This window comes from Ruegeria sp. SAZD011, assembly GCF_059612545.1.
In genome coordinates this window covers 85,281-97,109 of the sequence record NZ_JBXWQU010000021.1, presented here as the reverse complement: position 1 = coordinate 97,109, position 11,829 = coordinate 85,281, and the positions used below count along the sequence as shown (strand labels likewise).

The following is an 11,829-nucleotide window of genomic DNA, read 5'->3' as shown; positions in this document are numbered from 1 at the left end:
TACAGGCCTATATAGTCCGCAATGGGTAAAAGAGCACACGGAGACAGGAATGCAAGCGCATCCGAACACGGTCGACCCGTCAGAGATCGCGAAATTCGAGGCGATGGCCGCCGAATGGTGGGATCCGCATGGCAAGTTCAAACCGCTGCATATGCTCAACCCCTGCCGCCTGGACTATATCACCCGGCAGATTGCCGGCGAATTCGACCGGGACCTGACCGGGCACCAACCCTTTGCCGGATTGCGGCTGCTCGATATCGGTTGTGGTGGCGGGCTACTGAGCGAACCGATGGCAAGGCTGGGGGCCGAGGTGGTTGGAGCAGATGCCGCCGAAGGCAATCTGCCGGTAGCGCGCATCCATGCGGAACAGTCGGGCCTGGAGGTTGACTATCGCCACACCACAGCCGAGGCGTTGGCCGAGGCGGGCGAGCTGTTCGACGTGGTGCTGAACATGGAGGTGGTCGAGCATGTGGCCGATCCGCTCTCCTATTTACGGGCGACCCATGATCTGTTGAAACCGGGCGGCCTGCAGATCTGCTCGACAATCAATCGCAATCCCAAATCCTATGCGATGGCGATCCTGGGGGCCGAGGTGGTGATGCGTTGGTTGCCGCGGGGAACGCATGAATGGTCTAAATTCATCACCCCGGATGAATTGTTCGACCTGCTGCGGCAGGCGGGGCTGGATCCGGTGGATCGCAAGGGATTCGTGTTCAATCCGATCTCGTGGCAGTGGTCTATCTCGGATCGCGATCTGAGCGTGAACTACGTGACCGCCAGCCTGCGACCGCGCTAGGCGCGCCGTTTTCCGATACGGAAAACGGCCAGGAAAATTGAGAATTTTCCTGGCCGGAAATCTTTGATTTCCGGTTTGGTTCCGGTTCAGTTGTTTTCCAGTTTGATCCGCAGATCACGCAGCACCGGAAGGGCGAGTCGTACCCGCTCGGTGCCCAGTTCGCCCACCACATGATCGATCAGCGGCGCAATCATCGAGATTGCCTGATCGCGCGCCTGCCGTCCCGCCGGGCTGATCGCCACCATCTTGCGCCGGGCATCGTCCCAGTCCGGGCGGATATGGATATACCCGGCCCATTCCAGCTTGGCGAGCGTATTGGTCATCGCCCCCCTGGTCACGTGAAACGTGCTGGCCAGCTGTGCCGGGGTGCGCTCATCTCCGACAAAGACCAGATGGTTCAGGACCGAAAAATGCGAGATTTCCATACCTTTGGGAAGCACCCGGCTGAGCCGGTTGCGCAACAGTTGGTCTGCAGTCAGGATCTCGCTGAACAGCGAGACCGCCAGGGTGTGGATATCGTCAGCCATCTCGCCGCTGGGTCAGGGTCCTTCGAAAGCGCGTCTGTGAGTCAAACTTGGGACTCTGCGTCGCGCGTCTGTAACAGATGTATCATCCAGATCGAAGATGTGAATGCCCGGTTCGGTGCCTGCGTCGATCCGCACCTCGCCCCAGGGAGCAACGACAAGGCTGTGACCATGGGTGCGGCGTGGTTTGCCGCGGTTGTGCGGATGGGTGCCGGTCTGGGCCGGGGCAAGGACCCAGCATCCGGTTTCGATCGCCCGTGCCCTGAGCAGCGATTCCCAATGCGCGGCGCCTGTAACCGGCGAAAAGGCTGCCGGAACGGTCAGGATGGTCGCCCCTGCCTGTGCGAGCGCCGCGTGCAGATGCGGAAACCGCAGGTCATAACAGATCGTCATCCCCACGGTGCCGAATTCGGTCGGGGCCAGCACGGCCCGGTCACCGGGTCGGTAATTGGCCGATTCGCGAAAGGTCTCGGTCTCGGTCACCTGCACGTCGAACATGTGGATCTTGTCATAGCGGGCCACGATCCCCCCATCCGGCCCGATCATGAATGACCGGTTGGCGAATCGCCCGTCGGCGTCATGCGTCTTGAGCCCGAGCGAGCCGATCAGCAGCCAGATGCCCAACTCGGCCGCCTGTTCCCGGAGCCCGGCCAGGGTGATGTCGTCCTCTTCGTGCTGCAACACCTCGCGCTGGCGTGTGGTGCTGTTCGAGACGCAATTGGTCACCTCTGGTGTCAGCACCCAGCGGGCGCCCCGCGCGGCGGCCTCGGCGACCATGCCCCGAACCATGTCCAGATTGGCCGCCGGGTCATCCGACGAGGTGAGTTGCAGCAGCGCGGTTTTCATCCGGAGGCCAGCAGCGGATCGAGTTTGCCGTCCTGTTCCAGTGCATAGAGATCGTCGCAGCCACCCACGTGCTGACCGCCGATAAAGATTTGCGGCACCGTACGGCGCCCGCCCGCGCGCTGGATCATCTCGGGTTTGCGCTTGGGGTTGGTCAGCACGTTGATTTCGGTAAAGGCAATGCCTTTCTGATCCAGCAGCCTTTTGGCCGCGTGGCAGTAACCGCAAAGCGGCGAGGTATAGATTTCGACGGGTTTCATCCGGGTATCCTTCATTTCGCGCCAATCTAGATCATTTCCGGCGAAAGTGGAGACCGGTTTTTGACAGACGCGGGTCTGGTGATTGCGCAGCTATGCCTCGCGGGTGACCCGCGCCAGTACCAAAACGAAAACTTGATCGGCGCCCGCGTTGAGGCAGGCCCGTGTCGCTGCCGACAAAGTGGCTCCCGAGGTCATCACATCGTCGATCAACAACAGCTTGCGCGCCGTCAGCCGGTGGCGCCGTCGCGGATGGACCGAGATAGCGTTTGCAAGAGTTTCGGCCCTCTGGGTGGTGCTCATCCCTTCAAGCATCGGTGTGGCGCGCTCGCGAACCAGCAGGTCGGGACAGACCGGCAGGCCGGTCTGGCGTCCGACGCTCTGCGCCAGCAGGGCGGACTGGTTATAGCGGCGGCGCAGCAAGCGCGACCAGTGCAGTGGGACCGGTGCGATCAGCATGTTGGGGCGTAGCAGGGGCGCTGCCGAGCGGGCCATCCACAGGCCGCCGGGTCGGGCCAGTTCGGGCCGGTCGCCATGTTTCAGGGCCAGCACCATACGCCGGGCCCGCCCGGTATAGAGAAGCGCCGCGCGCCCATCCGACCAGGGGCGGGGGTGTGTCATGCAGTCGTCACATTCGATCCGGTGTCCGTCGCGGGCGCCGGGCAGGGGGACGCCGCAACTGTCGCAGACGGTGCCGTCGATAAAGGGCGTGTCGCGCCAGCATTTGCCGCACAGGCCGAAATCGGATGTTACCAGATCGCCGCAACCCAGGCAGCGCGGCGGATAGACCGTTTCGATCGCGGTTTGAATCTTTTGCCACATGGGTTAACTGCGCCTCATGACGACACCCGGTTCCTCACTGCCCCCCGCGCTGGTCGATCGCGCCGCATTGGCCGCGCGCCGTGCCCGGATGCGGGACACGGCGCTTTTCCTGCACCACGCCGCGCTGGACGAGGTTCAGGATCGCCTGTCTTTGGTTAACAGGTCCTTTACGGATATGGCGGTTGTCACCTCGGCGCCGGCGCTTTGGGCCGAGCACTTTCCGACGGCCCGGATCGTGGCAGAGGGCGAGGTGCTCGATCTGGCTCCGCAAAGCTGCGATCTGGTGGTGCATGCGATGGCGTTGCATTGGGCCAACGATCCGGTGGGGCAATTGATCCAGTGCCGCCGCGCGTTGCGGCCCGACGGGCTGTTGCTGGCGGTCTGCTTTGGCGGCCAGACCCTGCATCAACTGCGCGCATCGCTTGCCGAGGCTGAAACCCTGATCACCGGCGGCATCAGTCCGCGGGTGGCTCCGATGGCCGAGATTCGCGATCTGGGCGCGTTGCTCCAGCGGGCCGGGCTGGCGCTGCCGGTAGCCGACAGCTTGACGCTCACCGCCGAATACCGCGACCTGCCCCATCTGATGCGCGATCTGCGCGAGATGGGAGAGGCCAATGCCCTGTCCGCGCGTCTGCGTCACCCGACCCGGCGTGCGGTGTTCACGCGGGCAGAGGACATATATTCCGCCCATTTCGCCACGTCTGAAAACCGCCTGCCCGCCACGTTCGAGCTGATCTGTCTGACAGGTTGGGCGCCGGATGAAAGCCAGCCCAAACCGCTGCGTCCGGGATCGGCCAGCGCCCGGCTGGCGGCAGCTCTGGGTACATCGGAAACGACCTTGCCCGATTGACGGCAGGGGATTTCCCGTTATCTCAGTGCAAACCCGTAGAAATTCAGGAAGCCAGATATGTTCGACGCCACCCGCCCCGCCCATGCGCCCGCTGACCACCCCAAGGTGAAAATGGGCCGCGTTGGCGTGTTGCTGGCCAATCTCGGCACGCCCGACGACTATTCCTATTGGCCGATGCGCCGCTATCTGAACGAGTTTCTGTCGGACAAGCGGGTGATCGATTATCCGGCCTGGAAATGGCAGCCGATCCTGCAGGGGATCATCCTGACCAAGCGGCCGTTCAGTTCGGGCGCGGCCTATAAATCCATCTGGAATCACGACAAGGGCGAAAGCCCGCTGATGACGATCACCAAGGACCAGACCGCCAAGCTGCGCGCGGCACTGGCCGAGCGCTATGGCGACCGGGTTCTGGTGGATTTCTGCATGCGCTACGGCAATCCCTCGACCAAGTCCAAGGTGCGCCAGATGGTGGCCGAGGGCTGCGACCGTATCCTGTTCTTTCCGCTCTATCCGCAATATGCCGGGGCCACGACCGCGACGGCCAACGACCAGTTCTTTCGCGCGCTGATGGACGAGGCCTGGCAACCCGCCGCGCGCACCGTGCCGGCCTATTTCGACGAACCGATCTATATCGACGCGCTGGCACAATCGATCGAGCGCGCCTATGCGGCGATGGACAGTCGGCCCGACGTTCTGGTCTGCTCGTATCACGGCATGCCCGAGCGCTATCTGATGCAGGGCGACCCGTATCATTGCCAGTGTGTAAAAACCACGCGGCTGCTGCGCGAGCGCCTGGGCTGGGACAAGAGCGAGGTTATCTCGACCTTTCAGTCGCGATTCGGCCCCGAGGAATGGTTGAAACCCTATACGGTCGACCACGTGGCAGAACTGGCGCGGCAGGGTAAGCGCAACATCGCCGTGGTCGCACCGGCCTTTTCTTCCGATTGCATCGAGACACTGGAAGAGATCAACGAAGAGATTCGCGAGAGCTTTGAGCACGCGGGCGGCGAGAGCTTTACCTATATCCCTTGTCTCAACGACGAGGATGCCCATATCGCGGCGCTGGCCAAGGTGGTGGAAAGCAATCTGGGCGGGTGGCTGGACTGACAGCCAAGCCGTGCCCTGCGGGGCAACATGTTGAGCAGGCAATAAAAAAGGCGGTGGGGACCACCGCCTTTCTTACAACTGGCGCTAGGCCAATCTATTAGTTGTTGGCTGCAACAGCGGCGCCGACCAGAACCAGCAGGATCAGGGGCAGCAGGATGCCGCTCGACGAGCTCTGGGTCTCTTCGACGATGACCGGTGCTTCGACAACCGGCTCGGCCAGGTTGCCAGCGAAAGCGGTCGATGCGGCAGCGGACAGAGCAGCGGCGAGAACGAGTTTCTTCATGTTAACCTCCAGAATTTGCGCGATTCATCAATTTTTGAACCACGCACCCAAGACTTACCTCGTGAGTTTTTTCTAATCAGCTATGCGGTTGGAATGCAAACGGTTGTTGAGCAACAAGCTGCTTTGCCTGCCGAAATGTCGTCAAATTAGCAACACCTGCGTGCCAACTTTGGTCAGATCGAACAGCTGGGCGATATGCTCGTTGTAAAGACCGATGCAGCCATTGGATGATCTGCGGCCGATCTTGCGCGTGTCATGGGTTCCATGAATGCGATAGTATTTCCAGCTGAGGTAGAGCGCATGGGTGCCCAGCGGGTTGTCAGGTCCCGGCGGGATGTAATCGGGCCATTCCGGGTTGCGCTTCTTCATCGACGGGGTCGGGGCCCAGCTTGGACCGACAACCTTGCGAATCACGCTGGTGCGGCCACGGCGGGTCAGTTCATCGGTCAGCGGAACCGACGATGGGAACAGCCGATAGACACTCTGATCCTCGGACCAGTAATGAAGCGCGCGCGACACGGTATCGACCAGAATGGCACCGTTACGGGTGTTCGAGAAATAGGGTTGCCAGTCAAGCGCGCGGAAGCTGGAGATATTCCGGCGGACCGGTGGCTCGGGCTCGGGCGCGGGGCGCAGCGGGTCTTCGGTAGTGAACTGTGCCAGCGCGGGCGTGCCGAGCACCGAGGCGGCACCGACAATGAAGCTACGCCGGGTCGAAAGTGAGGTGGGTTTCTTGACCATCAAAAGGACCTTTACGCAGAAATTCACAGGATAGTGTGCATAATATGGCCTTAGGGACGCAGTCGCAAATCAAACCGTACCCATAGTCGCCCGCGATAGAGGCAGGATTTGCATCGCAACCGGTCAAAGGTTATCTGAGAGGCCGACAATAGGATGCGGTGTGACCATGACGCGACTGATTTCCATTCTTCTTGCTTTTTTTCTGGCGCTGGCCGCCTGTACCGATACCGGGGGGCCGACGCAGCTTGGCTCGGACGGCAAACCGCTGCCCAAGGTCTACCGGATTCGCGGCGATGCCTCGAAATTGCAGTTCAGGATGCTCGATTCGGTCAATGCGCTTCGGCAAGCATCGGGTCTGCTGCCGGTGCAGCTCAATCCCGAACTGAACGCGGCCGCAGCGACCCATGCGCGCGACATGTCGGTGCAGAATCGACCGTGGCATTTCGGGTCCGACGGGTCGTCACCGATCGACCGCGCCCGCCGTGCGGGCTATCCCGGCGTCTTCTTGGGCGAGGCGATTTCGGAGACGTATGAAACCGAGGTCGAGACGCTGGCGGCCTGGATGGAAGAACCCGGCCCGCGCTCCGTCATCCTGGACCCCAAAGCAACCATGATGGGATTTGCATGGTTCCAGGAAAACAACGGCAAGATCTGGTGGGCCCTGGAAATGGGCTCCTGATCCCTGACGTGACGTCGCAAGCAAAAAGGGCCCCCGAGGGGGCCCTTCTTTCGTGCCGAACACGTCAGTCACGCCGCCTGAAGCGGATGTGATTCGGTCAGGATGGCATAGAGTTTGGTCGGATCCGGGTTGGCCCGAAGCTTGGTGCAGACCGACTGCTCGCGCAGGGTGCGTGAGACCAACGCCAAAGCCTTGAGGTGCTCGACACCGGCGTCCTCGGGTGCAAAAAGCGCAAAGGCCAGGTCGACCGGCTGGCGGTCGACGGCACCGAAATCGAGCGGTTTCTCCAGCAGGACGAAGACGCCCGCCACCTGTTCCAGGCCTTTGAGCCGGGCATGAGGCAGCGCGACGCCGTGACCTACACCGGTTGGCCCCAGACTCTCGCGCTCGAGCAGAGCCTCAAGCATTTCCTGAGCGTCCAGCTTTAGGCTCACTTCGGCCAAGTCCGTGATTTCCTGAAATAATCTCTTCTTGCTCGACGCGGCGCCGATGACGCGGACCGCGTTGGGCTTGAGGATGCTCGAAAGCTCCATAAGGTCTTGCTCCTCGCGCGCGCCACCGGCGGTGCCGGGCGCGCGCAGTTCGTGTCTTGCCTATTACGGATCGATCCAGCCGATGTTGCCGTCTTCGCGGCGGTACACGACGTTCAACCCGTCCTTGCTTTCATTCCGAAACACCAGCACCGGGGCACCAGCCAGTTCCATCTGCATCACGGCCTCGCCAACTGACAGCGATGGAATCTTGGTCTCCATTTCGGCGACGATCATCGGCTGCAGCGAGTCGGGCTCGCTTTGCGCGTCCGCTTCTTCCGAGGCGAGGATATAGGACGAGGCTCCGAAGAGTTCAACCGGCTCGGCCCGATCCTTGTGGTGGTCCTTCAGTCGTCGCTTGTAGCGGCGCAGCTGCTTGTCCATCTTCTCGCAACAGCTGTCGAACGCTGCATAGATCTCGGTTGCGTGGGCCTTGGCCTGGGCGGTCAGGCCGGTCGACAGATGAACGGTGGCTTCGCATACATATTCATGCGCCGAACGGGAAAACACGACATGAGCGTCGGTGGGACGCTGCGCATATTTCGACACCACCTCACCCAGTTCGGTCTGAACGTGGCTTTGCAAGGCCGCACCAATGTCGATCTGTTTTCCGCTGATTTGATAACGCATGTGATCTCCTTCACAAATTTCACCCTTATTGACGCCGCGAAATGCGGCTTGCCTGTTATTTTCGGGTGACGGGAATTGACGCGGCGCCGGGTTGTGGCTGTTTGTTCCCTTCTCCGAAGGGGTGACCAGAAACAGCTTCGATCCGGTGCTTTGCCATGGGTCAATTGAGGCAAGAGACGCGCCCGCTGTCAATGGCAACCGCACGGGCGCGACATGATTTCCACCGGTCGGCGGGGCTTTGCACGGGATCAGGAGATGCGGAAATTCTCGCCCAGATAGACGCGGCGGACATTTTCGTTCTCGACCACTTCCTCGGGGCTGCCCGACATCAGCACCTGCCCATCATGCAGGATATAGGCGCGGTCGACGATTTCGAGCGTTTCGCGGACATTGTGGTCAGTGATCAACACGCCGATGCCTCGATTCTTGAGGTCAGAGACCAGATGCCGGATATCACCCACGCTAATCGGATCGACCCCGGCAAAGGGCTCGTCCAGCAGCAGGTATTTCGGATCGGCGGCCAGACAGCGGGCAATCTCGACCCGGCGACGTTCGCCGCCCGACAGCGCCAGCGCAGGGGCGCGGCGCAGGTGCTCGATCGAGAAGTCCGACAACAGTTCTTCCAGCCGTTCCCGCCGCTTGTGTGCGTGTTTCTGGGTAATGTCGAGCACCGACAGGATGTTGTCCTCGACGCTGAGCCCGCGAAAGATCGACATTTCCTGCGGCAGATAGCCGATCCCCATCCGCGCGCGGCGATACATCGGCAGGGTGGTGACATTCTGGCCATCAATGATGACCTTTCCGGCCTCGGGAAAAACCAGCCCGGCGACAGAATAGAACGTGGTCGTCTTGCCCGACCCGTTCGGTCCAAGCAGCGCCACCACCTCGGATCGGCCAAGGGTCATCGTGACGTCGCGGATCACGGTCTTCTTGCGATAGGATTTGCGCAGCTTCTCGATTCTGAGACCCGAGGAACCCTCTGTCACGGTCAACTGTGGTTTGTTCATCAGTCACCGTCCGAGTTGAGGATGGTTTTCACGCGGCCGACCATCTGGGCGGTTCCCGAGATGAGGTTGACCGTCATCTTTCCTGAACTCAGCGCATTCTTGCCCTGGGTCAGCAGGACATCACCCGTCATCACGATGACACCGGTACCGATGGTGTAATCGGCGCGCTGGGCCTGGGCGGCGTCGGGGCCGCTGACCAGCACAACGTCGCCCGTGGCCTCCAGCCGCTCGATCCCCGAGGCCTGCTGATTGTAGATCACCAGCACCCGTTTGGCCGACAGCCGCATCTCGCCCTGCGAGACCATCACATTGCCCTGAAACTCGGCCGAGCCGTCCTCCTGGCTTACATCAAGGGTGTCGGCGGTCACTTCGACCGGCAGCGTCGGGTCGGCCTTGACGGCCCCAAAAGCAACCTTTGTGCCCTCGGCCTGCGCCGCAACGGCACCCAGGGCCAGGACGAGGCCCAGGATCAATGCACGAATTTCGATCACACGTTATCTTTCCGCAGCTTTCGGGTCATATAGCAGTTTCACGCCATTCTTGAAACGAATATGGACAGGGCCACCCTCGTTTTCAGCCCCCATTTGCATAGAACCTGCTGTAAACTCTCCGATAGGTCCCGTTCCGCGCACGCTGCCGGGGGTTTCACCGGATATTCCGCTCAACCCTGCATTGAGCTGTTCAGTGGTCACCGTCAGCCCATCCGAGGTGGTGATCACCACGTTTCCGGTAAAGATCGCCAGATCCTTGTCCATTTGCACGGTGCCCAAATCAGAGGTCAGCCGGATCCGCCTTCCCCCCAGCAAGAGCAGTTCAGCGACAAGGTCGGTGGCTTCGGCGGGCGCGTTATCGCCACCGGGTCGGGCCAGCGTTGCCTGAACCTGGATCTGTTCGCCCTTCGGGGTGACCGCTGAAAAGAACGGGCCTGTGACCTGCTGGCCGCGGGTTCGGTCGGCAATCTCATCCTCGGCAAAGGGGATCGGGCTAACGTTATCTGTGCCGCGCGAGGAAAGCAGGAACACGGCGGACAGCAGGCCGAGTGCCGTAAGCGGCAACAGCACCTTTAGGTATTGGACAACCCGGGAATAGCTGTCGACAGCCATCGCCTAGCCCAGTCCGACGCGCAGACAGTCGTGGATATGCAGAAGGCCGCGCGCGACGCCCGGCTCGGCCGGATCGACCACGAAAAGCGAGGTGATCTTGCGCGCGTTCATGATCGCCACCGCTTCCTCGGCCAGCGAGTCGGGGGCAATGGTGGTCGGGTTAGCGGTCATCACCTGTGCGGCGGTCTTGTCCAGCAGGCCGGACATGTGGCGGCGAAGGTCGCCATCGGTGACGATACCGGTCAGATGACCGGCATCATCGGTGACCCCGACCACGCCAAATCCCTTGCGGCTGATCTCCAGCAGCGCCTCGCTCATCGGGGTGTCGGCGGCGATCAGCGGCACCGCCTCGCCGCCGTGCATCAGGTCCGAAACCCGACTCAACCGCGCGCCCAGCTTGCCGCCGGGGTGGAAGACACGGAAATTCTCGGGCCGGAAATCGCGATATTTCATCAGCGCAATGGCCAGCGCGTCGCCCATGGCCAGCGTCAGTGTGGTCGAGATCGACGGCACCATGCCGAACCCGCAGGCCTCGCCCAGCGCCGGGATCAGCAGATGTACATCGGCCTGCTGCATCAGCGAGCTCTCAGACTTGCTCGACAGCCCGATCAGCGGGATGCCGAAGCGGCGGGTAAAGGCCAGCAGGTTGGCCAGTTCGGGCGCCTCGCCCGAGTTCGAGATGGCCAGCACCACGTCATCCCCGGAGAGCATTCCCAGATCGCCATGGCTGGCCTCGGCCGGGTGCACGAAATAGGCGGGCGTGCCGGTGCTGGCCAGCGTCGCCGCGATCTTGTGGCCGATATGGCCCGACTTGCCGATGCCCGAGACGATCACGCGCCCCTTGGTGCGCAGGATCAGCTCCACCGCCTCGGCGAAACCGTCGCCCAGGCTCTCGGACAGCGCGTCAAGCGCCCGGGCCTCGTCCAGCACCACCTGGCGCGCGGTATCGATGAAAGAACTGCGGTCGGTCATGAGTGGGCAAAGATATCGGTTTCGGGCCAGCCCACAAGATCAAGCCGCGCCCGCGTGGGCAGGAAATCAAAGCAGGATTGCGCCAGATCGGCGCGGCCTTCGCGTGCCAGCCGGCCATCCAGCGCCTCGCGCAGGCGGTGCAGATAGAGGACATCGGAGGCGGCATAATCCAGCTGCGCCTCGGTCAGCGTCTCGGCGCCCCAGTCGCTCATCTGCTGCTGTTTCGAGATATCGACCCCGAGCAGTTCCTGGCACAGGTTCTTGAGGCCATGCCGGTCGGTATATGTACGCACAAGGCGGCTGGCGATCTTGGTGCAATAGACAGGCGCGGTCAGGGCACCAAACGCGTGATAGAGCGCGGCAATGTCGAAACGGCCGAAATGAAAGAGCTTCAGCACATCGGGGTTTTCGAGCATCGCGCACAGGTTGGGCGCGGCGGTCTGGCCCTTCTCCACCTGCACGATATGGGCGTTTCCGTCGCCGCCCGACATCTGGATCACACAGAGACGGTCGCGATGGGGGTTCAGCCCCATGGTCTCGCAGTCGATGGCCACCACGGGGCCCAGATCCAGCCCGTCGGGCAGGTCGTTCTTGTAGAGGTGATTTACCACGGAAATGTCCTTTGCACCGTACCGGCCCCGAAATAGGCGCTTTGGGCGCCGAACTCAACTGTGGGTGCGGGTCA

General features: G+C 61.9%; 17 protein-coding genes. 4 read left to right on the top strand and 13 right to left on the bottom strand.

The genetic code is table 11. The features are described 5' to 3' along the window. Positions 1-49 precede the first annotated feature (49 nt). Positions 50-796 carry a bifunctional 2-polyprenyl-6-hydroxyphenol methylase/3-demethylubiquinol 3-O-methyltransferase UbiG gene (gene ubiG / locus AC2FLM_RS07765; protein WP_234139216.1) on the top strand — a complete coding sequence of 249 codons (747 nt, stop codon included), beginning with the start codon at positions 50-52 and terminating at the stop codon, positions 794-796. Positions 797-882: 86 nt separating this feature from the next. Here ubiG and AC2FLM_RS07760 read toward each other — a convergent pair whose 3' ends face one another. The 4 genes from AC2FLM_RS07760 to AC2FLM_RS07745 form a co-directional block, all read right to left on the bottom strand. Continuing rightward, a complete protein-coding gene (locus AC2FLM_RS07760) occupies positions 883-1,323 on the bottom strand; it encodes a MarR family winged helix-turn-helix transcriptional regulator (RefSeq protein ID WP_234145293.1) in 441 nt (146 codons plus the stop codon). 12 nt (positions 1,324-1,335) lie between these two features. Then, the gene (locus tag AC2FLM_RS07755; protein WP_234145292.1) at positions 1,336-2,166 is read right to left on the bottom strand and encodes a carbon-nitrogen hydrolase family protein; all 831 of its coding nucleotides are present in this window, start codon (positions 2,164-2,166) and stop codon (positions 1,336-1,338) included. Beyond that, positions 2,163-2,423: a glutaredoxin 3 gene (gene grxC / locus AC2FLM_RS07750; protein ID WP_234139219.1), complete on the bottom strand. Its 261-nt coding sequence runs from the start codon at positions 2,421-2,423 to the stop codon at positions 2,163-2,165. The genes AC2FLM_RS07755 and grxC overlap by 4 nt, the downstream gene beginning before the upstream one ends. A 90-nt stretch (positions 2,424-2,513) precedes the next feature. After that, positions 2,514-3,242, bottom strand: a complete 729-nt coding sequence (locus AC2FLM_RS07745) for a double zinc ribbon domain-containing protein (RefSeq protein ID WP_496857006.1) — start codon at positions 3,240-3,242, stop codon at positions 2,514-2,516. 16 nt (positions 3,243-3,258) lie between these two features. Between AC2FLM_RS07745 and AC2FLM_RS07740 the strand changes: the two genes are divergently transcribed. Continuing rightward, positions 3,259-4,092 (top strand): class I SAM-dependent methyltransferase, encoded by an 834-nt coding sequence (locus AC2FLM_RS07740; RefSeq protein WP_234220785.1) that lies wholly within the window; start codon positions 3,259-3,261, stop codon positions 4,090-4,092. A gap of 57 nt (positions 4,093-4,149) precedes the next feature. Then, positions 4,150-5,199, top strand: a complete 1,050-nt coding sequence (gene hemH / locus AC2FLM_RS07735) for a ferrochelatase (RefSeq protein WP_234145289.1) — start codon at positions 4,150-4,152, stop codon at positions 5,197-5,199. Between the two features lie 97 nt (positions 5,200-5,296). On the opposite strand, the gene AC2FLM_RS07730 is transcribed toward hemH, so the two are convergent. Then, positions 5,297-5,482: a hypothetical protein gene (locus AC2FLM_RS07730; RefSeq protein WP_234139223.1), complete on the bottom strand. Its 186-nt coding sequence runs from the start codon at positions 5,480-5,482 to the stop codon at positions 5,297-5,299. Between the two features lie 141 nt (positions 5,483-5,623). Continuing rightward, entirely contained in the window at positions 5,624-6,223 is a 600-nt protein-coding gene (locus tag AC2FLM_RS07725; protein ID WP_234220783.1) for a L,D-transpeptidase, read from the bottom strand. 166 nt (positions 6,224-6,389) lie between these two features. Here AC2FLM_RS07725 and dalA point away from each other — a divergent pair, with 166 nt between their 5' ends. Further along, on the top strand, positions 6,390-6,902 hold the full coding sequence (gene dalA, locus AC2FLM_RS07720) for a divisome-associated lipoprotein DalA (RefSeq protein ID WP_234220782.1): 513 nt from the start codon (positions 6,390-6,392) through the stop codon (positions 6,900-6,902). A 68-nt stretch (positions 6,903-6,970) separates the two neighbouring features. On the opposite strand, the gene ptsN is transcribed toward dalA, so the two are convergent. From ptsN to AC2FLM_RS07685, 7 genes are all read right to left on the bottom strand, one after another. Beyond that, on the bottom strand, positions 6,971-7,435 hold the full coding sequence (gene ptsN, locus AC2FLM_RS07715) for a PTS IIA-like nitrogen regulatory protein PtsN (protein WP_234145286.1): 465 nt from the start codon (positions 7,433-7,435) through the stop codon (positions 6,971-6,973). Positions 7,436-7,498: 63 nt separating this feature from the next. Then, positions 7,499-8,062, bottom strand: coding sequence for a ribosome hibernation-promoting factor, HPF/YfiA family (gene hpf / locus AC2FLM_RS07710; RefSeq protein ID WP_496857002.1), 564 nt, complete (start codon positions 8,060-8,062; stop codon positions 7,499-7,501). Positions 8,063-8,310: 248 nt separating this feature from the next. Continuing rightward, positions 8,311-9,069, bottom strand: a complete 759-nt coding sequence (gene lptB / locus AC2FLM_RS07705) for an LPS export ABC transporter ATP-binding protein (RefSeq protein ID WP_234145285.1) — start codon at positions 9,067-9,069, stop codon at positions 8,311-8,313. Continuing rightward, positions 9,069-9,560, bottom strand: a complete 492-nt coding sequence (locus tag AC2FLM_RS07700) for an LptA/OstA family protein (RefSeq protein WP_234182276.1) — start codon at positions 9,558-9,560, stop codon at positions 9,069-9,071. The genes lptB and AC2FLM_RS07700 overlap by 1 nt, the downstream gene beginning before the upstream one ends. 3 nt (positions 9,561-9,563) lie before the next feature. Further along, entirely contained in the window at positions 9,564-10,172 is a 609-nt protein-coding gene (locus AC2FLM_RS07695) for a hypothetical protein (RefSeq protein WP_496856999.1), read from the bottom strand. A gap of 3 nt (positions 10,173-10,175) precedes the next feature. Continuing rightward, a complete protein-coding gene (locus tag AC2FLM_RS07690) occupies positions 10,176-11,144 on the bottom strand; it encodes a KpsF/GutQ family sugar-phosphate isomerase (RefSeq protein WP_496856997.1) in 969 nt (322 codons plus the stop codon). After that, the gene (locus tag AC2FLM_RS07685; RefSeq protein ID WP_234165017.1) at positions 11,141-11,755 is read right to left on the bottom strand and encodes a ribonuclease D; all 615 of its coding nucleotides are present in this window, start codon (positions 11,753-11,755) and stop codon (positions 11,141-11,143) included. Before AC2FLM_RS07685 ends, AC2FLM_RS07690 begins: the two co-directional genes overlap by 4 nt. Between the last annotated feature and the right edge of the window lie 74 nt (positions 11,756-11,829).